20 protein-coding genes are annotated in these 25,148 nt (G+C 68.4%); 6 read left to right on the top strand and 14 right to left on the bottom strand.

The annotated features are described in order from the left end of the window. Positions 1-96 precede the first annotated feature (96 nt). The 9 genes from EDF21_RS03555 to EDF21_RS03515 form a co-directional block, all read right to left on the bottom strand. Positions 97-1,152: a glycosyltransferase gene (locus EDF21_RS03555; RefSeq protein ID WP_158612843.1), complete on the bottom strand. Its 1,056-nt coding sequence runs from the start codon at positions 1,150-1,152 to the stop codon at positions 97-99. An 86-nt stretch (positions 1,153-1,238) separates the two neighbouring features. Beyond that, positions 1,239-2,504: a glycosyltransferase family 4 protein gene (locus EDF21_RS03550; RefSeq protein ID WP_123570306.1), complete on the bottom strand. Its 1,266-nt coding sequence runs from the start codon at positions 2,502-2,504 to the stop codon at positions 1,239-1,241. Beyond that, the gene (locus tag EDF21_RS03545; RefSeq protein WP_123570305.1) at positions 2,501-3,142 is read right to left on the bottom strand and encodes an acetyltransferase; all 642 of its coding nucleotides are present in this window, start codon (positions 3,140-3,142) and stop codon (positions 2,501-2,503) included. Before EDF21_RS03545 ends, EDF21_RS03550 begins: the two co-directional genes overlap by 4 nt. After that, positions 3,132-3,764: a sugar transferase gene (locus tag EDF21_RS03540; protein WP_123570304.1), complete on the bottom strand. Its 633-nt coding sequence runs from the start codon at positions 3,762-3,764 to the stop codon at positions 3,132-3,134. The genes EDF21_RS03545 and EDF21_RS03540 overlap by 11 nt, the downstream gene beginning before the upstream one ends. Further along, on the bottom strand, positions 3,761-4,894 hold the full coding sequence (locus EDF21_RS03535; protein ID WP_199736196.1) for a DegT/DnrJ/EryC1/StrS aminotransferase family protein: 1,134 nt from the start codon (positions 4,892-4,894) through the stop codon (positions 3,761-3,763). The genes EDF21_RS03540 and EDF21_RS03535 overlap by 4 nt, the downstream gene beginning before the upstream one ends. Next, a complete protein-coding gene (locus EDF21_RS03530; RefSeq protein ID WP_370274446.1) occupies positions 4,891-6,693 on the bottom strand; it encodes a polysaccharide biosynthesis protein in 1,803 nt (600 codons plus the stop codon). The genes EDF21_RS03535 and EDF21_RS03530 overlap by 4 nt, the downstream gene beginning before the upstream one ends. Then, complete coding sequence (locus EDF21_RS03525; RefSeq protein WP_123570303.1) at positions 6,690-7,664, bottom strand: hypothetical protein; 975 nt, start codon at positions 7,662-7,664, stop codon at positions 6,690-6,692. Before EDF21_RS03525 ends, EDF21_RS03530 begins: the two co-directional genes overlap by 4 nt. Further along, positions 7,664-8,302 carry a low molecular weight phosphatase family protein gene (locus EDF21_RS03520; RefSeq protein ID WP_056046059.1) on the bottom strand — a complete coding sequence of 213 codons (639 nt, stop codon included), beginning with the start codon at positions 8,300-8,302 and terminating at the stop codon, positions 7,664-7,666. Before EDF21_RS03520 ends, EDF21_RS03525 begins: the two co-directional genes overlap by 1 nt. Positions 8,303-8,310: 8 nt before the next feature. Continuing rightward, positions 8,311-9,750, bottom strand: a complete 1,440-nt coding sequence (locus EDF21_RS03515; RefSeq protein WP_123570302.1) for a polysaccharide biosynthesis tyrosine autokinase — start codon at positions 9,748-9,750, stop codon at positions 8,311-8,313. 329 nt (positions 9,751-10,079) lie between these two features. On the opposite strand from EDF21_RS03515, the gene fdhA reads away from it, so the two are divergent. The 3 genes from fdhA (at position 10,080) to EDF21_RS16465 (ending at position 14,918) form a co-directional block, all read left to right on the top strand. Next, on the top strand, positions 10,080-11,300 hold the full coding sequence (gene fdhA / locus EDF21_RS03510; RefSeq protein ID WP_056046055.1) for a formaldehyde dehydrogenase, glutathione-independent: 1,221 nt from the start codon (positions 10,080-10,082) through the stop codon (positions 11,298-11,300). Positions 11,301-11,444: 144 nt separating this feature from the next. Next, entirely contained in the window at positions 11,445-12,965 is a 1,521-nt protein-coding gene (locus tag EDF21_RS03505) for an MFS transporter (protein WP_123570301.1), read from the top strand. A 177-nt stretch (positions 12,966-13,142) separates the two neighbouring features. Further along, positions 13,143-14,918 (top strand): hypothetical protein, encoded by a 1,776-nt coding sequence (locus EDF21_RS16465; RefSeq protein WP_148053621.1) that lies wholly within the window; start codon positions 13,143-13,145, stop codon positions 14,916-14,918. 43 nt (positions 14,919-14,961) lie between these two features. Here the strand turns inward: EDF21_RS16465 and EDF21_RS16645 are convergent, their stop codons facing one another. The 4 genes from EDF21_RS16645 to aroA all read right to left on the bottom strand — a co-directional run bounded on the left by EDF21_RS16645 (position 14,962) and on the right by aroA (position 19,106). Further along, positions 14,962-15,102, bottom strand: coding sequence for a hypothetical protein (locus tag EDF21_RS16645; protein WP_156155470.1), 141 nt, complete (start codon positions 15,100-15,102; stop codon positions 14,962-14,964). 309 nt (positions 15,103-15,411) lie between these two features. Beyond that, a complete protein-coding gene (locus EDF21_RS03500; protein WP_207114183.1) occupies positions 15,412-16,173 on the bottom strand; it encodes an inositol monophosphatase family protein in 762 nt (253 codons plus the stop codon). Between the two features lie 313 nt (positions 16,174-16,486). After that, positions 16,487-17,617: a ribosome small subunit-dependent GTPase A gene (rsgA, locus tag EDF21_RS03495; protein WP_123570299.1), complete on the bottom strand. Its 1,131-nt coding sequence runs from the start codon at positions 17,615-17,617 to the stop codon at positions 16,487-16,489. 73 nt (positions 17,618-17,690) lie between these two features. Next, positions 17,691-19,106, bottom strand: coding sequence for a 3-phosphoshikimate 1-carboxyvinyltransferase (gene aroA / locus EDF21_RS03490; protein WP_123570298.1), 1,416 nt, complete (start codon positions 19,104-19,106; stop codon positions 17,691-17,693). A 96-nt stretch (positions 19,107-19,202) separates the two neighbouring features. Here aroA and EDF21_RS03485 point away from each other — a divergent pair, with 96 nt between their 5' ends. The 3 genes from EDF21_RS03485 to EDF21_RS03475 are packed head-to-tail and all read left to right on the top strand — an operon-like array spanning position 19,203 to position 20,632. Then, a complete protein-coding gene (locus tag EDF21_RS03485) occupies positions 19,203-19,889 on the top strand; it encodes a sigma-70 family RNA polymerase sigma factor (protein WP_123570297.1) in 687 nt (228 codons plus the stop codon). Then, positions 19,886-20,131, top strand: coding sequence for a zf-HC2 domain-containing protein (locus EDF21_RS03480; protein ID WP_043593711.1), 246 nt, complete (start codon positions 19,886-19,888; stop codon positions 20,129-20,131). Before EDF21_RS03485 ends, EDF21_RS03480 begins: the two co-directional genes overlap by 4 nt. Positions 20,132-20,191: 60 nt before the next feature. After that, entirely contained in the window at positions 20,192-20,632 is a 441-nt protein-coding gene (locus EDF21_RS03475; protein WP_123570296.1) for a GNAT family N-acetyltransferase, read from the top strand. Between the two features lie 665 nt (positions 20,633-21,297). Here the strand turns inward: EDF21_RS03475 and EDF21_RS03470 are convergent. Next, complete coding sequence (locus EDF21_RS03470; RefSeq protein ID WP_123570295.1) at positions 21,298-25,071, bottom strand: multifunctional oxoglutarate decarboxylase/oxoglutarate dehydrogenase thiamine pyrophosphate-binding subunit/dihydrolipoyllysine-residue succinyltransferase subunit; 3,774 nt, start codon at positions 25,069-25,071, stop codon at positions 21,298-21,300. Between the last annotated feature and the right edge of the window lie 77 nt (positions 25,072-25,148).

The following is a 25,148-nucleotide window of genomic DNA, read 5'->3' as shown; positions in this document are numbered from 1 at the left end:
AGGGGCGGAACGCCCGTTTGGCTGTGTTTCATGGATCAGAGGTAATCATGGCCGTCACCGAGAGATTTGAAGACAATCGTCAGGCGAAACAGCGCATTACTTCCCTCTCCCGATTGGCACGCTGATCAAGAGACCGTAAACCGCTAGGAGCCTCTTTTCCTGGCTGGTCCAGTTGAGTTCCGCCAAAGCGGCTCGTTTCGCGTTGTTTCCATGGCGGTGAAGTAGCTCTGAGTCGTTCGCGTAAGCAGACACAGCAATGGCAACAGCCTCGGACGAAGTCTCGTCGACGAACGTCGCGCAGTCGAGAGGCTCGAGGATAGAGCGCCAGAGGGGGAAGTCGGACGCTATGACTGGCAAGCCGGCTGCCATGTACTCGAACATCTTGGTCGGAAGGGAGTCACGGTACGCCACTGTGTCCTGGAGCACGACGAGCCCCACACGGGCCTGGACGAGGAGATCACGTGCTTCGGCGGGCGACATCTTGCCGTGCACTTCGGTGCGCTCCGGCCGCCGGACGTTCGAGAACAGGTCTGCCGTGTTCGCAGGCACGAAGTGCCCGGCGAGACTCAATTTCCAGTCGGAAGGGAAGGCGTCGTCGTCCACGGCAGCAGCCATGACTCGCGCGCCGCGAGTGTCGCTGATGGCTCCGACGTAGACCACGTGCAGGGGACGGTCGTCCAAGGCAGGAAGATCGGCGTCTTGCTCTCGCAGTCTCGGGTAGTTCTTCACGACCGTGGTCTTTGCTGCGGGAAACCTGCGAGCAATGGTCTCGGTCGCGGCGATCACGTGGTCACTCGACGACGCGATGAGGGTGAGGATTCCGGCAGCTCGAGCGACAGCACTGCGCAACGGCCTGGGCAGGTAGTGCTTGTCCATGATCTGCGAGGGCAGGTCCTCGTGCGCGTCGAAGATGACCTTTCGCCCCAGCGTGCGAAGCACCGGGATGGCCCAGATGAGTTCGGGATCGTGCAGATGTACGACTGTCGCCTGCGACCGTATGGCGAGGAAGACGGCCTGCAGGCTGCTGACCGTCAAACGCCGGAGACGCGTCCGTCGAGGAATGAGCTTCACGTTGACCGAGGAGAGCTGGAGTTTTTCGCTCGACTCGACGGCGATGAGGACGACGTCGTAACCCGCGTCGTGAAGTGACACGGCTTCACGAAGATGCACTCGGTTGTCAGTCCAAGGGTGTGCGGAAGAGACATGTGCGACGCGGTTGCGTTGTTGTGACATCGTTATCAATCTGAAGGTGTGGTTGGAGCGGTCGGGGTCGCTGATGTCGGTTTCAAGAGGGGGACGAGGGCCCGAGACAGGCGCCGGGCGAGGACCGAATAGTCGTATTCGCTCTTGACGTGCTCTCGGCCACGCGCACCCATTGCGGCTCGTTCGGCGGCTGGGGTGTCTTGCAGCTGTTGCATCGCTTCGGCGATCGCCGCGACATCGTTTGCGGGGACCGCAAATCCCGCGGACGCATCCGCGACCGGATTATTGGACGCGTTGCTAGCGAAGATGATCGGACGGGCGGCAGAGAGGTATTCGAACAGCTTGTTGAGAGATATTCCGTACTTGTAGAGAGGCAGATCGAGCATGTTCGCAATAAGTGCGTCGCTCTCAGCCGATATTTGCGTGAGCTGAGACTGCGGCACCGCACCTTGCAAGTGCATCTGCGACGCCCATTGCGAAGTCGTGGTCCGGCGCTTGATCTCGTCGAAGTCGGCCCCGTCACCCACCAGTCGGAGCCGCGCGTACGGGCTTCCGCCCTCAGCGAGGTACAACTCGAAGGCCTGCACTAACGTGTCGACGGCGTTGGCTCGGCCGATCGAGCCGAAGTAGGTGAAATTCGGGCCGGCTGCGTCGTCGGCAGGCGGCGCAGAGGCTTCGCCGGGCTCGACACCGTTGCTGATCCAGACGAATGGCACGTCGTGGCCCCAGGCTTCGAGATAGTCACCCACCCCGGGCAGAGGTGAGATCACCAGCAGCGATCGCTCGATAGTTCTCTTCTCGATCCACCTGAGAATGCGGGCCAGTGGATGGCGGCGCGTGATCGCCCCCATGTCAATGAGAGTCTCAGGCCAAAGATCACGCGTCTCGAAGACGAAAGGGACCGCCTTGCGCCGGGCCACGGTGGACGCAGCCCAAGCCGCGAGCGGATGAACCGTACTTCCGATTACGAGGTCAGGGGCATCGAGGTTTCGCAAGGCGAGGAGTCGCGCCGAGAACGTGACCATGTTGATGACTCGGCTGAAACCACCTTTCTCGTACGCAGGCGTTTTGAGCAGCCGGAAGACGGGGCCGGTTTCGTCACCACTGACCGTGGCACCGCGGGGAGACAACTGACGTCCACTCGGGTGATCTGTGCTGGACGCGATGATGGTGACACGCCAACCGAGGCTCTCGAGGTGCTGAGCCAATCGGTAATGACGTCCGCTACGGCCATGGACGTCCGGGTGCACGGCGTAGTGGTTGACGAACCACAGGTGTGGCCGGCGTCGCTCCTCCGTCATCGCGCCGGAACACCTTTCACGGTGGTGGAGGCCGGTACATCACGCGTGACGCAGGCAGCGGCGCCCACCGTCGCGCCACGACCCACTTGGAGGCCCTGCAGAATCACGGCACCGGCGCCGACCAGACATTCGTCCAGGATCACGACACCCCCGGAAATGATTGCGCCTGGATTGACCGAGACGCATGCTTCCAGTCGAGCGTCGTGCCCGATCGTCGAGTTCGGATTGAGGTGCACGTGCGGACCGATCTCGACGCCCGTCGACACTTGGGTCCCGGCACAAATGATCGACCCTGCACCCACGCTCGTCAGAGTGCCGATCTCAGCTCGGGGATGAATTACCGTCGCGGCGGTGAGGCCATGCGAACCGATCTGACCAGCGATCTCGGCCCGTCTCGACGGCGAACCGACCGCGATGACATAGGTCGCTGACGGGCTCGTGAGCAGCCATTCGCTAAGAGGGCCCAACCAATGGACGCCGCGTCGTGCGAGGAGAAGGAGGGCGGACTCGGAGGGGGCGTCATCCACGACGCCTAGAACATGCCAGCTCCCCGGGGACTGCTTCTCAATGGCGTCCAGGACACTGAGCGTCTCGCGCCCGAAACCGCCAGCCCCGATGACGACGATGTCAACGCTCATGCTGCACGTCCCCGTTGCCGATGAATTCAGCGACCGTTACTGAGGTCGAGTCCGTAATGCCCTCCCGACGGAAAACCTTTCTCACCGTGGACAAAAGAATCCCCAGATCACCGAAGAACGATCTGGTCTCGACGTAGCGCACGTCGAGCTCGAGCTTGTCCGCCCACGAGATCGCGTTGCGGCCGTTGATCTGCGCGAGTCCGGTCACGCCGGGGCGGACGTCGTGACGACGAGCCTGCCTGGGGGAGTAGCGCTCGAGGTAGCGAACGAGCAAGGGGCGCGGCCCGACGAGGCTCATGTCGCCCCGCAGGACGTTCCACAACGTGGGCAGTTCGTCGAGGCTCGTCGAGCGCAGGGTGGCTCCGAAAGCGGTCATGCGGTCCTCGTCCGTTACCAGGCCGCGAGACTCGTCGACGGGCAACATGGTGCGGAACTTGACGAGGTGGAATACCTTGGCACCCTTGCCCGGGCGCGCCTGGACGAACAGCACCGGCCGCCCCAGGCGTCGGGCGATGACGGCGGCCAACACGAGTTGGACGGGGGCGGTGACGAGCAGCCCGACACCGGCGACGGCGACGTCGAGCGCCCGCTTGGCGATTCGATCTGCGAGCCCTGACTTCATGCGGCGTCCAAGAAGGACTGGATGCGGGCGTGGACGCGTTCCCGCTGCCCGGCGTCGAGAGCCGAACCGCTCGGCAACGTCAACCCGCGCTCGAAGAGTCGCTCTGAGGCGCCCGTCACGCGCGCACGAGCCGACGCGAAGACCGGCTGCAGGTGCATGGGCTTCCACAACGGTCGCGACTCGATCTGAACCTCGGCCAACCAGGCCGACAGATCGGCCGGCGCCCATCCGGTGACCGAACGGTCGACGAGGATCGACGTCAGCCAGACGTTGTCGAGTTCGTCGCCGTCGCGACCGAAGATCTCGACACCCTCGACCCCGGCGAAGAGCGAGGCGTACAGCTCACGCATCTCCCGGCGCCGGGCGATCATCTCGTCGAGCCGGGTCAGCTGTGCCCGTCCAAGGGCCGCCAACAAGTTGCTGAGACGGTAGTTGTAGCCGATCTCGGTGTGCTCGTAGTGGACGACGGGCTGTCGCGCCTGCGTCGACAGGTAGCGCACGCGCTGTGCCAGGTCGCCGTCGTCGGTCAGCAACATGCCGCCGCCCGACGTCGTCATGATCTTGTTGCCGTTGAACGAGACCACGGACGCATCACCGAACGACCCGGCGGCACGTCCTCGATGGGATGCGCCGAGCGACTCCGCTGCGTCGGCGAGCAGTCGCACGCCGTGGCGATCGGTGAGCTCGGTGATGGCGGTGTAGTCGACGGCCTTGCCGAGCAGGTCGACGGGCACGACCGCGCCCACTCGTTCGCCCGAGGCCGTGAGCTCGTCGAGAACACTGGCGAGCAGGCCCGGGTCCATGTTGCCTGTCTCGGGGTCACAGTCGACGAAGTACGGCTCGGCGCCCGTGTATGCGATGGCGTTCGCCGTCGCGGCGAAGGTCATCGACGACGTGGGCACGACGTCGCCCGGGCCCACGCCCCAGGCGACGAGAGCGACGTGCAGGGCCGATGTCCCCGAACTGAGGGCGACGCCGTGCCCGACCCCGACCCGCTCGGCGACGTCGCGCTCGAAGGCGTCGACGTCGGGCCCCAGGGGCGCGATCCAGCCGCCCGCCATGGCCGCCAGGACGTATTGCTGTTCGAGCTCGCCCACGTCGGGCGAGCTCATGTAGATCCGTTCGGTCACTCGGGAACTTCCTGTTTCGGGTCGAGCGCGAGCTCCGCCGTCCACGGGCCCACGTGGGCGTGCACGCCGTCGAGCTGCGACGGGTGCAGCGCCGGCACGGTGGTGTGCGAGATCTTCGGGTGCACGGGCCGGTTGTCGCTCTCGCCGAGGCCGACGAGCTCCTCGTGCATCTTCTCGCCCTCGCGCAGACCGGTGTAGACGATGCCGATGTCCCGGCCCGACATGGCGATCATGCGTTCGGCGATGTCGAGGATGCGCACGGGCTCGCCCATGTCGAGGATGAGCACCTCGCTGGGCGAACCGATGCCCCCCGCCTGAACCACGAGGTGGCACGCCTCGGGGATGGTCATGAAGAACCGCGTCACGTCGGGGTGCGTGATCGTCAGCGGGCCACCGGCCTCGATCAGCGAGGTGAACACCGGCAGCATCGACCCGCGGCTGCCCAGCACGTTGCCGAACCGCACCGACAGGTAGCGGGCACCGGTCTCGTCGGCGGTCCAGGCCGTGAGCCGCTCGGCCAGGCGCTTCGAGTGCCCCAGCACGCTCGTCGGGTTCGCCGCCTTGTCGGTCGAGATGTTGACGAACGTCGTCACCCCGACGGCCTTGCTCGCGTCGAGCACGTTCTGGGTGCCGAGCACGTTCGTCTTCCACGCCTCGTCGGGGTACTGCTCGAGCATCGGCAGGTGCTTCAGCGCCGCCGCATGGAAGACCACCTCGGGTCGACGGTCCGCGAAGATCGCTCGCAGCGCCTCCGGGTCCCTGATGTCGGCCAGCACAACCTCCTTGGTGTCGAGCAGGCCGTTGCCCGAGATCGACAGCTGCGACTGCTGCAGACCGGTCTCGTCACGGTCGAGCATGATCAGCTCGGCGGGGCCGAACTTGGCGATCTGGCGGCACAACTCGCTGCCGATCGACCCGCCGGCTCCCGTGACGAGGACGCGCTTGCCCGCCAGGTAGCCCGCGATCGACTCGACCTGCGTGTCGACCGGGTGACGGCCGATGATGTCCTCGATGGCGATGTCGCGCACGTCGCCGAGCCGCGACTTGCCCTCGAGGATCTCGTCGAGCAGCGGGAGGACCATCACGCGGAGACCGGCCTCGGCGGCCCGGTCGGTGATGTCCTGTAGCAGGGGGGCGTCGGCCTTCGCGATGCCGACGATGATCGCCTTCGCGCCGCTGCGCTCGGCAGCGGCGACGAGATCGTGCCTCGTCCCGAGGACGCGCACGCCCTCGATGCGCAGGCTCGACCGCGTGCGGTCGTCGTCGATCAGGCCGACGGGGAGGTACGGCGAGGCCGGGTCGGTCAGCATGCGGCGGACGAGGTGGTTGGCGAGCCGACCCGCTCCGAAGATGAGCGTCGGTTGGGCGCTCTCGCCGGGCCGGTTCTTGGTCTCGACGTAGAGCCGGGCCACGTAGCGCAGAGCACCCATGAAGACGAAGACGACCGGCATGGCGATGAACACGGTGCTGCGCGCCAACATGATCTCGGTCCCGATCGCGAGGACGGGGATGCCGACGATCAGGCCCGTCCCGACGACCACCGCGACGATGGTGCGCACCTCGGCGAAGCTGCCCGGCACGAACCGGCGACGGTACAGCCCCGACGCGTAGCCGAGTGCCGCTCCGACGACGACCGTCACGGCGGCGACGCCGAAGACCGCCCGCCAGGTGACGTCGCCGTACCAGAAGTCGTAGCGCAGCGACACGGCGAAGAAGATCGCGGTGATCCACGAGAGGGCGTCGAGCCCCACCTGCAGGGCGGTCCGCCGCGTCGGCGAGGCCATGAACCGGTCGATCACCAGGTCACCCCACCGTCCGTCGACACCGACACGACGTCGTCGGCCCAGAGCCAGACCGCCGCCGCCGAGGCCGAGAGCGCGATCGCTCCGGGCGTCTCGGAGGACGCCGGCGCGCAGCCCACGGTCGTCGCGGTAGCACCCGAGGCGGTCGGCGGCGTCACGACGGCGGTGCCGTCACAGTCGGCGACACCGGTCGAGGCGACCAGGAACGAGCCCGAGGCGGCCGTGATCGCGACGGCGCCGTCGACGACGGTGCCCGCGTCCCAGGTGCTCGCGCCGTCGCCGGTGCGGAAGAACGTCCGGTCGCTGCAGAGCACCCCGGCCTCGGCGTCGCTCACGACCGCGAGGTCGACGACGGTCGGGCACGGGGCCGCACGGTCACCCGAGGGGGAGTGAACGGTGCCGGGCGCGGTCCGGGCGACGTACCACGACGCCGCCAGTCGCTCGGGGTAGTCGCGGTACTCGGCACCCCCGCTGAAGGTCTGGGCGAACGCCGGCGCGCAGTCGTCCCCGGCGGGGCCGACGACGAAGGCCGACGACGCGTCCGTCGCCTGCAGGCGGTCCAGGCCGGCGAGGGAGCCACCGGTCTCGACCGACGTGGCCGACCAGGTGGCGCCTCCCGACGTCGTCTGTTCGACGACGGGCGGCGACGCGACGGTGCCGGGGGTGCAGCTCGCGGCCTGCGCGCGCCACGCGGTGCCCGCGTCGACGACCGACAGGAGGCGCGTCGGCGTCACGGCCTCGGCGGCGGTGGTGGGGGTCGCGGTGGGCGACGGCGTGCTCTCGGTCTCGACCGGGCGAGGCGTCGACGTGGCGGCGGGCTCGGCGTCGGCAGCCAGACCAGACGGTTCGCGGTTGAGCGCCAGGGCGACGAGTCCGAGGTCGACGAGGACGAAGGCACCGATCCCGATGATGGCCAGGCGGCGGCGGGCGCGTGCTCGTGAGCCCCTCTTGCGGCGTGCGTCGGGCATCAGCGGTCACCCCCGTCGAGGGCGGCGGCGCGGGTCAGCAGGTCGACGAGCACGTCGGCCGCGGGCACCAGCTGGCGCCCCGACTCGGTGAACGTCTCGTCCGACCGGCGGTAGGGATCGACGACGTCGTCGTCCAGCGCGTCGTCCGGTGCCTCGACGGTGCCGCGGCGGGACGCCAGCAGGGCCACGGTCGCACGCAATCGGTCGGCCACGGTGGACGCGTCGGCGGGCAGGGCGTCGACCAGCTCGGCGTCGGTCACGTCGCGGGCGAGGCGGGCGGCCTCGCGCAGGGTGAACGTGTACCGGCTGGCGCGGGGGTGCATCGAGACGACGGCCCGGCGGTGTTCACGGGCGAGCGCCACGACGAGGTCGGCGTCGCGGACGTCGCGCTCGAACAGGAACCGGGCCCGGTGGTCGTCGGGCTCCAGGTCGAAGGACCGGGCGAGGGCCCGGGCCTGGTCGGGCATGACGTCGTCGTCGACGGCCATGGTGCCGGCGCTCGACACGGTGACGTCGTCCCACGACGAGAGACCGCGGCGGAGGTACAGCTCGGCCAGGGGGGACCGGCAGATGTTGCCGGTGCAGACGGTCAGCAGCGAGAAGGTGGTCGAGGTGCGGCGGGGGATCACGAAAGACACGGGGCCGCCTACTTCGCCGAGCGCGAGCTCGTCTTCGGGGCCACGGGCAGGTCGCCGACGCCCGCCTCGGGAGCGTCCTGCTCCATGCCGTAGTACGCCCCGTAGTTGCCGTAACCGTAGGCGTCGGGCCCCTTCGTCGGCAGCATGGTCAGCACGATGCCGTGCACCTTGCTGCCGATGTGCTCGAGGTTGCGCAGCGCGGACTGCAGCTCGTTGCGCGTCGTGCGGCCCGCGGCCGACACGACGATCGCACCGCCGGTCAGCTTGCTGAGGATGGCCGCGTCGGTCACCGGCAGCAGCGGAGGCGCGTCGATCAGCACGTAGTCGAACGACGTCGTCAGCGATTCGATCAGGGACGACATCGCCTTCGAGCCGAGCAGCTCGCTCGGGTTCGGGGGAACGCGGCCGGCCGGCAGCACGTACATCGTGCCGCGGCCCCAGGGCTGCAGGACGTCCTGGAGGTCGGCCCGACCGATCAACACGTCGGTCAGGCCGACGACGCCCTCGAGCCCGAGGGTGTCGGCCAGGCGCGGCAGGCGGAGGTCGCCGTCGACGACGGCCACCGTGGCACCGGTCTCGGCGAGGGCCACCGCGAGGTTGGCCGTCGTGGTGGTCTTGCCCTCGCCGGGCAGCGACGAGGTGACGACGAAGCAGCGGCTGGCCGACTCGACGTTGACGAACTGCAGGTTGGTCCGCAGGGTGCGGAACGACTCGGCGCGCGGGTTGCGCGGGTCGACGTGCACGATCAGCGGGTGCTTCTTCGCCCCGGGGTCGTAGCTGATGCCACCGACGATCGGTGCGTCGGTGACGAGCTCGACGTCGTGCGAGCCGTGGATGCGGGTGTCGAGGGTGCTGCGCAGCACCGCGGCTCCGACGCCGAGGGCGAGGCCGATCAGGAGGCCCAGGCCGAGGTTCAGCGTGGTGCGCGGGGTCGAGGGGGCCGAGGCGACCGACCCGGGGACGATCGTCGCGATCTTGACCAGGCTCGCGCCTCCACCGGTCGGCGTCTCGAGCTCGTTGACGACGACGTCCGTGAGGGAGGCGCCCACCGCGTTGGCGACGTCGGCCGCGCGCTGGGCGTCGGTGTCGGTGACCGTGATGTTGATCAAGACGGTGTTCAGGGGCGACTCGGCCGTGATCTTCGAGGCGAGGCTCGCGGCCGTGGTGTCGAGGCCGAGCTGGTCGATGACCGGGTCGAGCACCGCGTCGCTCGTCACGACGTCGACGTACGACCGGACCTTCTGCTGGGCCGCACTGCTGCCCTGCACCGCGTCGACCGTGGTCGACGAGTCCTGCGCCTGCACCGAGACGAACAGCCGGGTCGACGACACGTAGGTCGGCGTGGCCAGGATCGAGCTCAGCGCCCCGGCGGCGAGGCCGACGAGCGTGAGGGCGGCGATGAAGATCCAGCCCTTGCGGAGAATGCGGATGTAGTCACGGAGTTCCACGTGGCTGAGGTCCTGTCCTGATCGGGTGCGGGCACCGCGGCAGGCACCCCGGCAGTCGTCGCACGAACCATGCCTCCCGGCACCCTGATGGCTCCCCGCGACTCTGCGCCGTGACCAATACTCACACACGGGACGGCCAGACGGGGTACATATGTTGCCCGATCCGGCGAAGTGGCCCCCGAACGGGGGTGCAGCGGGCCGTACCGCGACACCCGTCGCTGATCGTCCGCCTGAACGCTGGCTGTGATTCGGGCGCACCGCCCGACCCGCGCAATAGCCTGCCGACGACGGGCACGTCCCGTGCTCGCTCGTGATCAAGGAGGATCACCATGGCAACGAATCACGCGGTCGCCTACAAGGGCCCCGGCCAGGTCGAGGTCATCGACGTCGACTACCCGACCTTCGAGCTCAAGGACGGCCCCGGCGTCAACCCGGCCAACGTCGGGCGCAAGGTCAACCACGGCGCGATCCTGCGCACGGTCGCCACCAACATCTGCGGTTCCGACCAGCACATGGTCCGCGGCCGCACCACCGCCCCGACGAACCTCGTGCTCGGCCACGAGATCACCGGCGAGGTCGTCGAGGTCGGCCCCGACGTCGAGTTCATCAAGGTCGGCGACATCGTCTCGGTGCCGTTCAACATCGCCTGTGGCCGGTGCCGCAACTGCAAGGAACGCAAGACCGGCATCTGTCTCAACGTCAACCCCGACCGCCCCGGCAGCGCCTACGGCTACGTCGACATGGGCGGCTGGGTCGGCGGCCAGGCCGAGTACGTGCTCGTGCCCTACGCCGACTGGAACCTCCTCAAGTTCCCCGACGCCGACCAGGCCATGGAGAAGATCCTCGACCTGGCGATGCTGTCCGACATCTTCCCGACCGGCTTCCACGGTGCCGTCACCGCGGGCGTCGAGGTCGGCTCGACCGTCTACGTCGCCGGAGCCGGCCCCGTCGGCCTCGCCGCCGCCACCGGTGCCCTGCTGCTCGGTGCCAGCGTCGTCATCGTCGGCGACATGAACGCCGACCGCCTCGCCCAGGCGCGCAGCTTCGGCTGCGAGACCGTCGACCTGACCAAGGGCGAACCAGGCGAGCAGATCGACCAGATCCTCGGCGAACCCCTCGTCGACTGCGCCGTCGACGCGGTCGGCTTCGAGGCCAAGGGCCACGGAGGCGGTTCGGGCGAAGAAGCACCGGCCACCGTGCTGAACTCGCTGATGGACATCACCGCGGCCGGTGGCGCCATGGGCATCCCGGGGCTCTACGTCACCGGCGACCCGGGCGGCATCGACGCCGCCGCGCAGAAGGGCTCGCTGTCGCTCAGCCTCGGCACCGGCTGGGCCAAGTCGTTGTCGTTCACCACGGGCCAGTGCCCGGTGATGAAGTACAACCGGCAGCTGATGATGGCGATCCTCCACGACCGCACGAGCATCGCGAAGAACGTCCACGCCCAGGCGATCAGCCTCGAGGACGCCCCGCGCGGCTACGCCGAGTTCGACCAGGGCGCGGCCACGAAGTACGTCCTCAACCCGAACGGCCTGATCAAGGCGGCCTGACCGTCGTCGCCCCCGCGCCTCCTCGGCTCTCGGTCCCTCGACCGTCGGAGCCCGGGAGGCGCGGGTCGGCGCACCCGCGCCCCTCGGGTTCCGCAGGCACCCGCGTCGTTGCAGGCCGTGCACGGTGTATGACGGAACGATCCCATGACGAAGACATCCGACACCCCTGCCCCGGGAGGCGCCGACGCCGCCCGCCCCGCCTCCGGCCGCGCCGCCCGCTCCGACGAAGAACGCCAGAAGTGGCGCGCCTTCGCCGTCTGCGTCGGCGTCGCCGCCCTGACGATCCTCGACCTGTCGAAGGTCAACGTCGGCCTGCCCAGCATCGAGGCGTCGCTCGGCGCCGGCCCCACCGCCCTGCAGCTGATCGTCGCCGGCTACGCGCTCGCCTTCGGCCTCTCGCTCGTGCCGTCCGGCCGACTCGGCGACCTCAAGTCGCGCCGCATGATGTTCGTCATCGGCCTGACCTCGTTCACCGTCGCGAGCCTGCTCTGCGCCCTCGCGCCGACCATCGAGTTGCTCGTCGCCGCGCGCATCCTGCAGGGCGTCGCCGCCGGAATCCAGATGCCGCAGGTGCTCGGGCTCATCCAGCAGCTCTTCCAGGGCAAGGAGCGCGGTCGCGCGTTCGGCTTCTTCGGCGCCATCATCGGCGTCAGCACGGCGTTCGGCCCGACCCTCGGTGGCCTGCTCATCGCGATCGGCGGCCCGGAGGACGGCTGGCGCCTGCTGTTCTGGATGAACATCCCCCTCGGCCTGATCGCCATCTTCTTCGCCCTCAAGCTGCTGCCGAAGACCCGCACGGCCTCGAACGGCCACAACGAACTCGACCTCTTCGGCATCGTGCTGCTCGGCCTGACGATCTTCACCCTGATGCTGCCGTTCGTGCTGACCACCGGACAGGGCGACGACCCGCTGCGCTGGCTCTTCCTGGTCGGTTTCGTCGGCTTCGGCGCCGCGTTCGTCTGGTGGGAGCAGCGCTACAAGGCCCGGGGCAAGTCGCCGGTCGTGCACTTCAGCCTGTTCTCGCTCGCGTCGTACCGCAACGGCACCCTGATCGCGACGGTCTACTTCTGCGCCCTGCCCGCGACCTTCCTGCTGACGACCCTGTACCTGCAGCAGGGGCTCGGCCTCGAACCCGTCTACGCCGGCATGGTCACCATCCCGTTCGCCCTGACCAGTGCCGTCGCGGCGTTCTACGGCGGACGCCTCGTCGACCGGTTCGGCCGCAGCCTGGTAGTCCTCGGGCTGGTCCTGGTCGCGGTGGGCTTCGTCGCCCTGCTGCTCGCGGCCGTGCTCACCCCGCGCGACATCACGCCCTACGCCATGGGCATCGGCATGTTGATCGCGGGCACCGGCGGTGGCTTCGTCATCTCGCCCAACCAGACGCTGACGCTGGCCGAGGTGCCCGTCGAGATGGGCGGCGTCGCCGGCTCGATGGGGCAGGTCGGCCAGCGGGCCGGCACGGCCATCGGCACGGCGGCGGCGGTCTCGACGTTCTACTCGGTCATCGCCGGCTCCGGGGGAGCGGACGGGGCGAACCTCGACGTCTACCACGAGGCCTACCGCAACGGCTTCTTCGTCACGATCGCCCTGGTGTCCGTGGCGCTCGTGCTCGGACTGATGGACCTGCGCGCCCGCAAGAAGGGGCGCGTGGGCGAGGGCGCCTAGGCCAAGGTCCTAACGATCAGAGTTTTGAAGGATGACATCCTTGAAAGAAGGGCAGCCTAGATATTAATGAAAAATCTCTCTGAGACACTCGGAGGCCTCAGCGATCTCCTAGACACCGTTCGGGCAGCAGGTTCGAGGGGTTCTCGAGACCCTAGACGTATTATGCAAGCTCTCCTCGTGGCCATAATCAAGGTTGACACGGAGTGGCGCGAGGTCACTAAAGATGACCGCGTGACCGTTCAGGAGATGATGCTCCTGTCGAAGATGACGTTGCAAACGGTCTACGCATGGATGACGCGCTCTAGTCTTCACACTCTCGTACCTGGACCAAATGGAAAGCTTCTGTCTGAAGCGGCCACAAGGCGCACGCGAGTTCTGATGTTAGGCACTTTCGATCACTGGCTTGCCATTTTTGTTACTGCGCGTAGGGAATCGGGCATAATAGGTGATGACGAGGAGATGATCGAGCTAAACATCTACCGTTTGTTTTGTAACGCACACGTGTCGATTATCGAGACGGGCGGTATTAGTCTGCCTGGTGGGCGGTCTGGCCGCGAAATGCTTGCGGCTGATGCTAGACGCCTTCTCCGCCGTCTAGAGCGACTGGCGAGTCGAGGTTCGCCAGCGGACTCCTGGTCGTACGCGGCCCTGTCTCAGCTGTTTGTCTTGTGCGACGAGACGGATGCGGTCGGGTTGGCCGAGAGAGCACTGGCCGAGAATCGGGGAGAACACGAGGACCTGCTCAATGTCGCTCTGGTTGCGTGGGCGTCATCGATCGGTTCACCACCCTCGGCCGAGGTGCTCGACATTCTCGACCGAGCATTCAAAGACACGGGTTCTGCGTTCGCCCCAGAGCGAACGAGTCTTTTATCAAGAGTCCAGCCATTAGCAGAGGAGGGACTGCTGCAACTGATTCGGACGAATCGACTCGATGGTGTATCTGCCCTTCTGGATCGCATCGACCTTTGGTCTCTAGGGCCAACTGTTCCCGCAGATAAAACGTGTGTCTATCTCATCGCGGATACCGCGAAGGTGTGGGCTTTGCTGAGAATCCCGGATCATGCCTTGAAGATCTTCTCCTTCGTGGTACCCGAAACCGTTATGGTGGCCTTCCGTGATGCCAGCATAACCTCTGACGATGATGCCTTGGTCCGGGCTAGAAGAAGCCTTCTGAAATGGATGAGAGGTCTTATGTGGATCTCCGAATTATCAAAATTTGAGAATCTGCTACTCGCGCCTATAGGAAAAGTCTCCTGGTGGCCCTGGATGAGTGTTTCCAGTGCTGGGCGCTCCCTCGCTCAGAGTATGAGCGGAATAGCTATTCGCCAACTATGTTCGGGCGAAACGTTCGTACCCGCAAGGTCCACAGGTAAAGCCGTGGCTCTCACCTCCGATCAACCTTCGGGTCCGGATCTGCTCGTTGTTGATACCTTGTTTCCGGAGGCGCAGCAAGTTATTGCTTCATGGAAAAAGGAAGGCTTCTCAAATACTGACATCGTCAGCTATGACAGTTCCCGCGCTTCAGCGGAAAGTTTGGCCGTGGTACGAAGCAGACTCGGTTCCGCCAGGTTTCCCTGGGTGTTTGCGCATGCGATAAGCCATGCCATGGAAGCCGGGCAGACGGGGCTTCTTTTGGGTGCGGATTCAACGTTGACTCTTGAGGAGCTCAGAGCCGACCGGCGCGTGCCGATTATCGGAGCGGTCATCATCGCTTGCGAATCTGGCAGGCAAAACTACTTCGTCTCTGGCCGTTCTGTGTCCCAGGCCGTGTCTCTGGATTCCGCTGGCCCCACAGTAAGCACCCTCTGGGCCATTCACTCCAAACTCGGGCGACGTTTCTTCGAGACTGCGCTTGCCTCAACAGCTCGGGGGAGCAGCCTGCGAGACGCGTGGTTGGAGGGAGTGGGTAAGAACTTCGTGGAATTTAGTGCATTCGTTTACTCGTCTCCATAAGCAAAATGCGCTGCGGCAAGCTGCGCCGACGAGCCCCCGCAGGTCAGAGGCGGGCGAAGGCCTCGACGACGTAGCTCGTGACGTCGACCTGGCGGGTGCCCGGCAGGGCGATCGACGCGGGGTCGACCGAACCGGCGGCGGTGCTGGTGGTGGCGGAGACGGAGACGGCAGGCGTGACGAACATGGTGGGCCTTTCGGTCGGCTGGTGAGGCGGCTGGTGAGGCGGTTGACGGGGCCCGGCCGCCCGTGAAGGGACACGGGCGGCGGAGCCCCTGACGTCCCTGCCCGAGATGCTCGGTGCCCCTGCTGGAGCCGGTGACGTCGTGCGACCAGTCAAGCCGCCCGGACGTTGCGTGAACATGAGCGCAGGGCTGAGTCGCCCTCCGTCGCAGGGATGAACCTCGACCGCCGTCATCCCGCCACGAAGTACACAAGCCGCCACGCAAAAACGTGGCGGCTTGTGTACTTCGTGGTGGCGTGGGCCCCACAGCGCTCAGGCAGGAGGCGCGGCCACGACCCCGAGGACGCTCTCGTGCAGCAGTCCGTTCGTCGCCATCGCGGTGCCGTGCCACGGCCCCGGCCGGCCGTCGGCACTGGTGAAGCGTCCGCCGGCCTCCTCGACGACGACCGCCACGGCGGCCATGTCGTAGGGCTGCAGGTCGAACTCGCCCGCGACGTCGAGCGCGCCCTCGGCGACGAGCATGTACGACCAGAAGTCGCCGTAGGCCCTCGTCCGCCAGACGCGGCTCGTCAGGTCGAGCAGCTGTGGCAGGCGCCCGGCGTCGATCCAGTACTCGAGCCCGTTGAAGCTCAGGGACGCGTCGGCCAGGTCGCGCACGCCCGACACCCGCAGCGGCCCGTCATGTTCGGTCGAGAACGCCCCGCCGCCCTGCGTCGCCCACCAGCGCCGGCCGAGCGCGGGAGCACTGACCACGCCCACCACGGGCACCCCGTCGACGACGAGCGAGATCAACGCCGCCCAGACCGGCACCCCGCGCAGGAAGTTCGCCGTGCCGTCGATCGGGTCGACCACCCACTGGCGGTGCGAGGGAGCGTCGTGGCCGTACTCCTCGCCGTAGAAGGTGTCGTCGGGCCGCGCGGCGGCGACCCGGTCGCGGATCGCCCGCTCGACGGCCTGGTCGGCGTCGGTCACGTGCGAGCGGTCGGGCTTGAGCGACACGTGCAGATCGGCCGACCGGTACCGCTCGGTGCTGATCGCGTCGGCCAGGTCGGCCAGCTCGAGCGCGAGCGCCAGGTCGTCCGCCCAGGGCGTCCCGGTGGATCGGTCGGACGAGGAGGCGCGGGTCGGCTCGGCAGCATCGGTCACCCCGTCAGCGTACCCAGCCCGCCCTGCTCGACCGCGCCCTGTCCGCCGGCCCGGCCCGCGCCTCCTGCACCCACCGCACCGCCGCCCCGGCCCGCCCCGCGCTTCACTGCACCGCGTTTCGTGCACGGCACCGCGACTAGTCCAGGTGTGCTGCACGAGACGCGGTGCGATGTCGCGCGGTCGGCACCGGCGCGGATCGGCCGGCGCCGAGCGACCGAGTGCGGTGCAATGAGGCGGCGCGCTAGCCGAGTTCGTCGCTGCGGGCGTCGTCGGCGGCCGCCGCGAGGTCGCGCGCGCTCACTCCGCCCTTGGAGGCGAGCAGCGACTGCAGCGACTCGAGCCGTTCGCGGCCGACGTCGCCGAGCTCGCCGGCCTCGATGCGGTCGACGATCTCCCAGTCGTGGGCCTCGGCCAGCGGGATGCCGTCGACCGGCTCGCCCTCGGCCGGGATCGCGTGCGCCGCGAACGACTTGAGGATGTTCTCGGGGTCGACGTGCCCGAGTCCGAACGACCGCACGCCGGGGGTGTCGACGATCCAGCCGCCGGTCGGGACCTTGAACGACACGGTCGACGACGAGGTGTGCCGTCCGCGACCGGTGACGGCGTTGACCACGCCGACCTCGCGACGCGACCCGGTCAGGGCGTTGACGAGGGTCGACTTGCCGACGCCCGAGTGGCCGACCGTGACGGTCACGTGGCCGTCGAGGACGCCGCGCAGCTCGTCGAGCGCGGGGGAGACCTGCCCGCCGGGTGCGACCTCGTCGAACGAGGTCGAGGTCGTCGTGACGATGCGCAGGTCGAAACACGAGAAGTGCGCCGCGAACGGTGCCGGATCGGCGAGGTCGGTCTTGGTGATGCAGAGGATCGGTTCGACCCCCGCGTCGAACGCCGCCACCATGTAGCGGTCGACCAGACGGGGCCGGGGCTCGGGGTCGGCAGCGGCGACGACGATCAGCATCTGGTCGGCGTTGGCGACGATGACGCGCTCGACGGCGTCGCTGTCGTCGGCACTGCGCCGCAGCAGGGTCGAGCGGTCGTGCACCTTGACGATGCGGGCGAGCGACCCCTCGGAGCCGCTCGTGTCCCCGACGACGCCGACGCGGTCACCGGTCACGACGCTCTTCTTGCCGAGCTCGCGGGCCCGCGCCGTCGTGATCTCGCGTTCGTCGGGGGTGCCGGCGTCCATCAGCACGCCGTAGCGGCCACGGTCGACCGTCCAGACGACGCCCTCCTCGGCGTTCGCGTAGGCCGGGCGCTGCTTGGTGCGCGGCTTGTTGCCCTTGGGGTTCGGGCGCACCCGCACCGAGCTCTCGTCGTACTGGGCGTAGTCGCCCTCGTCCTCGGCGTCGTCGCCGTCGCTCCACCAGCTCATCGTGCCTCGCCCATCGTCGACCGTGCCCCGCTCGTCCTGCGCCGTGCCCCGCTCATCGTCGTCGGCCCGGCGCCTAGAGGAAGCCGAGCAGGTCGATGTCGGCGGGGCTCTGGCGGACGGACCGGCCGAGCATCTCGTCCCACAACTCGACGAACTGCGGCAGCGTCTTGCCGACGACCCGGACGTCGTCGAGCTCGACCCCCTCGACCGCGAGGCCGATGATCGCCGCCGCCGTCGCCATGCGGTGGTCCTCGTAGGTGCGCCACTGGCCCGCGTGCAGCGGGGACGGCTCGATGCGCAGGCCGTCCTCGAGTTCGGTCACCGCGCCTCCGAGGGCGTTGATCTCGGCGGCGAGGGCCGCGAGGCGGTCGGTCTCGTGGCCGCGCAGGTGGCCGATGCCGGTGATCGTGCTCGGGCCCGACGCGAGGGCGGCGAGGGCGACCAGCGCCGGGGCGAGCTCGCCACCGCGGGACAGGTCGACGTCCACGCCGGGCAGCGAGCCGCCGCCGACGAGGCCCACGCCGCCGTCGACGGTGAGGGTGTCGCCGTCGAGCGTGACGGACGCACCCCAGAGCGGCAGCAGCTCGATCAGGTCGGCCCCGACCTGGGTCGTGTCGGCGGGCCAGTGCGGGATGGACACGGTGCCGCCCGCGACCAGGGCGGCCACGAGGAACGGCGCCGCGTTCGACAGGTCGGGTTCGATGACGACCTCGCGCCCTGCGATCGGCGTCGGCGGAACGATCCAGGTGCCGACGGCGGGCGAGGCGACCTCGACCCCGCGCTGGGCGAGCGCGTCGATCGTCATCTCGATGTGGGGCAGGCTCGGCAGGCGTTCGCCGGTGTGGGTCAGGGTGAGGCCGCGCTCGAAGCGCGGGGCCGACAGCAGCAGCCCCGAGACGAACTGGCTCGAGGCCGACGCGTCGATCTCGACGTCGCCGCCCTCGACCTCGCCGGTGCCGTAGAGGCTGAAGGGCAGCGCGCCCCGGCCGTCGTCGTTCACCTCGACGCCGAGGGAGCGCAGGGCGTCGATCGTCGTGCGCATGGGGCGCTTGCGGGCTCCGGCGTCGCCGTCGAAGGTGACCGGTCCGAGGGCGAGTGCGGCGACGGGGGGCAGGAAGCGCATGACCGTGCCGGCCAGGCCGCAGTCGATCGTCGCGCCGCCCTGCAGCTCGCCGGGCGTGACGACCAGGTCGGAGCCGAAGGGGGAGTCGTTCGGGAACTCGGCGACCGTCGTGCCCAGGGCCTTGAGCGCCTCGATCATGAGCGCCGTGTCTCGGGAGTGCAGCGGCAGCCGCAGCGTCGACGGCGACGAGGCGAGCGCCGACAGCACGAGTTCGCGGTTCGTCAGGGACTTCGACCCGGGCAGGGACGAGGAGGCGCGCAACGGCCCGGAGGCGGTGGGCGCGACCCAGCGCCCCTCGTCGACCTCGGGAACCTTCCCGTCGCCGTAGGGAGAGAACTCGGGCCCGGAATACCTGTACACCTGCATCGGTTCACCACAGTAATGCAGCAAGAACCTGGAGGACCTGTGCCTGTCGCACTCGCACCGAGGGAAATCACCGTCGCCGAACTAGAATCGGCCCTGATGAGCACCCCCGAGGGCCACGAGCCCACACCGACCGCCGCCGTCGAACCGACCGAGGCCGAGGTCGACGCCGCCCTCGAGGCGGTCGACGCCGACGCCGAGAAGCGCGCCCTGTTCGAAGAACAGGCGCTGCCGTTCATGGACCAGCTCTACGCCGCGGGCATGCGCATGACGCGCAACCCGGCCGACGCGAGCGACCTCGTGCAAGAGACGTTCGTCAAGGCCTACGCGGCGTTCGCGCAGTTCCAGCAGGGCACGAACCTCAAGGCCTGGCTCTACCGCATCCAGACCAACACGTTCATCAACACGTACCGCAAGAAGCAGCGTGACCCGTACCAGGGCACGATCGACGAGTTGGAGGACTGGCAGATGGGCGGCGCCGAGTCGGCGACCCGCGCCTCCGGCTCCACCCGCTCGGCCGAGGCCGAGGCGATCGACCACCTCCCCGACAGCGCCGTGAAGGACGCCCTGCAGAAGGTCCCCGAAGACTTCCGCATGGCCGTGTACTTCGCGGACGTCGAAGGCTTCTCGTACCAAGAGATCGCCGACATCATGAAGACCCCCGTGGGCACCGTGATGAGCCGCCTGCACCGCGGCCGTCGCCTGCTCCGTGAACTCCTCGCCGACTACGCACGCGATCGTGGCATCGCCGTTCCCGTCGGCTCGTCGAAGGGCGGAAAGAAATGACCGACTGTGGTTGCACCAAGGCCAAGGCCGAGCTCGAAGATTACCTGCACAACGAGTTGTGCCGCGAGGACGCGGCCGACATCCGCGAGCACATGGCGAACTGCGGCGACTGCTCGGGCGAGCACAAGGTCGGCGTCGTGCTGACCGAGGCTGTCCAGCGGGCCTGCCGCGAGACGGCTCCCGAAGACCTGCGTGCCACGGTGCTGGCGCGCCTGCGCGAGCTGCAGTCCGCCCACCGCTAGTCGTCGCGCTCCGTGCCCGGCCGGTCGTCACATGACGAACGGCTGCGCTAGCGTCGTGGCATGACCGCAACGGTGCAGCCCCTCGGCATCCCGACCACCAGCGACCTCGACGACCTCGTGTCGTTGATCGGCCTGCTCGGTTACACGCTCGACGCGGACGTCCTGTCCGCACGCCTGACGCGGCTCACGGCCGACGCGGGGCACGAGACGTGGGTCGTCCGTGGCGACGACGGGCGCATCACGGCCGTGGCCGGCGGTCACGTCGTGTGGGCGTACAACGACGACGCGCCGACGGCCGAGCTGCTGCTGCTCGTCGTGTCGGCCGAGGCCCGCCGCGACGGCGTCGGCTCGTACCTGCTGGGGCACTTCGAGACCTGGGCGCGGGGTCACCAGGCGCGCGTGCTCAACGCCGTCTCGGCCGCCGCAACCGACTCGGCCAACCGTTTCTACCGCAAGCGCGGCTACCACGAGGCCGGCGTCCGCTACTCGAAGCTCATCTGACCGCGGCGGTCCCGTCGCCTCCTGACGCTGACCGCCCTCCCGGTGCTGGCCGCGCCGTCCCGGTGACGGCCCAGCCCTGAGGCGCGATCCCTCGCCGCGGTGCCGACTCCCTCCGCGGCCAGCGGTGTCGCGGGTGACGCGTCGTGCCTCGTGCGTCGTGCGCCGGTAACTCCTGGCCGGTGTCGTCGTGACGCGGCTGGACTGGGACTGCGCTCGCAGGAGTCCTGAATTGCCGACAGGCGGCACGGGGCCGCTCCCGGGGTCGACCATCGATGCCGATGCCGATGCCGATGCCGATGCCGGTGCCGGTGCCGGTGCCGGTGCGATGTCGATGCGGGCGCCGTTCGTCGCAGGCGTGTGTGTGGGCAATTCCGGAGAACGGCTGCACATCGGGGTGTCTGCGCCCGCTGCGGCAGCAGGAGTCCTGAGTTGCCGACAGCGGGGCGCGGACTCGAACCCGGGCGGACCTGGGCCGGTGCAAGCGACGTCCGTCGGCCCGTCCCGCGGCCCCGAATCGATCCGCGTCGGCACGTCAGGCCTCTTGCCGTCGTTCAGCCCGGGGCCGTCCCCGGCGGGCACGGTTCTCCTGAGTTGCCGACGCGCGAGACGACCGTGGCCGCGCCTCCTGAAGGAGGCGCGGCTACGGTCGTGCGGGCGAGGACCGTCTACAGGTCGAGCGCCTCGGCGATCAGGGTCGCCTGCTGCGCAGCGCTCGCCTTGTTCGAGCCGGCGGCCGGCGAGGCCGACGCGGGACGCGACGCGACGCGGATCTGTCGATCGAGGTGCTTCTGCAGCTCGAGCACGACGAACGGCCAGGCGCCCTGGTTCTCGGGCTCTTCTTGCGCCCAGACGAGCTCGGCGGACGGGTAGCGGTCGAGCACGCGGCGGATCTCGTCGAGGGGCAGCGGGTAGAGCTGCTCGAGGCGGACGAGCGCGACGTCGTTCAGGACGCCTCGCTTGTCGAGCTCGGTCGACAGGTCGTAGTGGATCTTGCCGCTGTGCAGCACGACGCGCTTGGTCGACTCGGGCTCGGAGACCCGCGTGCAGTCGAGCACCGGCTCGAAGCGACCCGAGGTGAAGGCGTCGACCCCGCTGGTCGCGCCACGCAACCGCAACATGGCCTTCGGGGTGAAGACCACGAGCGGACGACGCGGGCGGGCGTAGGCCTGACGACGCAACAGGTGGAAGTACGACGCGGGTGTGGAAGGCCGCGCGATCGTCATGTTGTCCTCGGCGCAGAGCTGCAGGAAGCGTTCCATGCGGGCGGACGAGTGGTCGGGGCCCTGGCCCTCGTAGCCGTGCGGCAGCAGCAGGACGACGCTCGAGCGCTGACCCCACTTCTGCTCGGCCGACGAGATGAACTCGTCGATGACCGTCTGGGCGCCGTTGCTGAAGTCGCCGAACTGCGCCTCCCACAGCACGAGCGCGTCGGCCCGCTCGACCGAGTAGCCGTACTCGAACGCCATGGCCGCGTACTCGCTGAGCAGCGAGTCGTAGATCCAGAGCTTCGCCTGGTTGTCGGCGACGTTCTGCAGCGGCAGCCACTCCTGGCCGTTCTCGCGGTCGTGCAGCACCGAGTGCCGCTGCACGAAGGTGCCGCGTCGGCTGTCCTGGCCCGCGAGGCGCACGGGGGTGCCCTCGGTGAGCAGCGAGCCGAAGGCGAGCAGCTCGGCGAAGGCCCAGTCGATGCCGCCGTTGCGGCTCATGTCGACGCGCTTCTTGAGCAACTGCTGCAGCTTGGGGTGGACCGAGAACCCGGCCGGCGGGTTGTCGTGGGCGTCACCGATGTCGTGGACGAGCTCGAGCGACACCCCCGTGGTCTCGGGTTCGCCCCGGGCGTCGTCCTGCTGGGCGACGGGACGCTCGAGGTCGGCGACGTCGCCGTCGTCGCTCGTCACGACGGGGATCGACCCCGTCTGCGCGGCGTGCGTCTCGGCGAAGGCGCGCTCGAGGCGTTCCTGGAAGTCCCGGTGGGCGCCGTCGTACTCGTCCTGCGTGATGTCGCCACGGCCGACGAGGGCCTCGGTGTAGAGGGTGCGCACCGAGCGCTTCTGCTCGATGAGGTTGTACATCAGCGGCTGGGTCATCGAGGGGTCGTCTCCCTCGTTGTGACCGCGTCGGCGGTAGCACACGAGGTCGATGACGATGTCGCGCTTGAACTGCTGACGGTACGAGAACGCGAGCTCGGCGACGCGGGCCACGGCCTCGGGGTCGTCGCCGTTCACGTGGAAGATCGGAGCCTGGATCGTCTTGGCGACGTCGGTCGAGTACACCGACGTGCGCGACTCGGACGGCGGGGTGGTGAAGCCCACCTGGTTGTTGATGACGATGTGGATGGTGCCGCCGACGCGGTAACCGCGCAGCTGCGACATCTGCAGCGTCTCGACCACGACGCCTTGGCCGGCCATGGCCGCGTCACCGTGGATCAGGATCGGCAACGTGCTGAAGGCCCCGGGCGTCCCACGGTCCTGCTTGGCGCGCACGATGCCCTCGAGCACGCCGTCGCCGGCCTCGAGGTGCGACGGGTTCGCGGCCAGGTACACGGGGATGGTCTCGCCGACGGCACTCGTGAACTCGCCCTCGGTGCCGAGGTGGTACTTGACGTCGCCCGAGCCCTGCACGGTCTTGGGGTCTTGCGTGCCCTCGAACTCGCGGAAGATCTGACCGTAGGTCTTGCCGGCGATGTTCGTCAGCACGTTGAGGCGGCCGCGGTGGGCCATGCCGATGGCGACCTCGTCGAGGCCTTCGCGGGCGGCGTGTTGCATGACCGTGTCGAGCAGCGAGATGGTGGACTCGCCGCCCTCGAGGCTGAAGCGCTTCTGGCCGACGTACTTCGTCTGCAGGAAGGTCTCGAAGGCCTCGGCCTCGTTGAGCTTCGCGAGGATGCGCATCTGCTCGTCGTGCGAGGGCTTCGTGTAGGGCACCTCGAGGTGGTCCTGAATCCACTTGCGCTGCGCGGGATCTTGGATGTGCATGTACTCGACGCCGATGGTGCGGCAGTACGAGTCGCGCAGGATGCCGAGGATGTCGCGCAACAGGGCGTGGGTGCGGCCGCCCAGGCCACCGGTGACGAACTCGCGGTCGAGGTCCCAGAAGGTGAGCCCGTGGCTCTCGATCGCGAGGTCGGGGTGCGTGCGCTGGCGGTACTCGAGCGGGTCGATGTCGGCCATCAGGTGGCCGCGCACGCGGTAGCTGTTGATCAGCTCTTGGACGCGGGCCGTCTTGCTGACGCGCTCGGCCAGGTTGACGTTGATGTCGGCGTTCCAGTGGATCGGCTCGTAGGGGATGCGCAGCGCCGCGAAGATGTCCTCGTAGAAGCCGCGCTGCCCGATCAGCAGTTCGTGCACCTTCTTGAGGAACTCGCCCGAGCCCGCCCCCTGGATGACCCGGTGGTCGTAGGTGCTGGTGAGCGTGATGGTCTTGCCGATGCCCAGCTCGACGAGCGTCTTCGAGGCCGACCCCTGGAACTCGGCCGGGTAGTCGAGTGCACCGGCGCCGATGATGGCGCCCGCGCCCTTCATCAGGCGGGGCACGCTGTGGACGGTGCCGATGCCGCCGGGATTGGTCAGCGAGATCGTGTTGCCCTGGAAGTCCGCCGCGGCGAGCTTGTTGTCGCGGGCGCGCTTGACGATGTCCTCGTAGGCGGTCAGGAACTCGCCGAAGTGCATCTCTTCGGCCTTCTTGATGCCGGGAACGAGCAGGGCCCGGGTGCCGTCAGGCTTCGGGATGTCGATCGCGAGGCCGAGGTTGACGTGCGCGGGGGTGACGACCGACGGCTTGCCGTCGACCTCGTCGTAGAAGACGTTCTGGCTGGGGAACTCTTTCAGGGCCTGGACCAGGGCCCAACCGATCAGGTGGGTGAACGACACCTTGCCGCCGCGGGCGCGCTTGAGGTGGTTGTTGATGACGATGCGGTTGTCGATCATCAGCTTCGCCGGGATCGTGCGGACGCTCGTCGCGGTGGGCACGGTGAGGCTGGCGTCCATGTTCGTGGCGAGGGACTTGGCCATGCCGCGCAGCGGTGAGACCACGTTCTCGGCCTCGGGCGTGGGCTGCTCGCCGGCCGAGGCGGGCTTCGCCTTGGCCTTGTCGGGCACCTGGGCCGGGATCGGCTTCGCCGCCGGCTCGACCGAGGTGGTGCGCGCGGCGGCCTTCTGGCCGGCGGTCGCAGCGGCGGCGGGTGCGGTCGCCCCAGCAACCGGAGCGGCAGCGGACGACGCAGGAGGCGCGGGCGCGTTCACGACGGACGGTGCGGTGGGCGACGTGGGGGCTGATCCGCCCTCGGGCGGCGTGTAGGCCTCGAGGATCGGCCACCACGACTCGTCGACCGAGTTCTTGTCGACCACCCACTGCTCGTAGAGCTCGTCGACGAGCCACTCGTTGGCCCCGAACTCGGCTGCAGCGCCGTCGTCAGTTGTACCGGTCACGTGGCTTGACACAGCCGATCGCCCACTCTCCGTTGATTGTTGATCAGTGCGTGGGCTGCGACGCCCACCTCCTCCACCTTAAGCGCAAA

The sequence above is a fragment of the Frigoribacterium sp. PhB118 genome (assembly GCF_003751725.1).
Lineage (GTDB): Bacteria > Actinomycetota > Actinomycetes > Actinomycetales > Microbacteriaceae > Frigoribacterium.
This window is presented reverse-complemented; position numbering and strand designations above follow the sequence as displayed.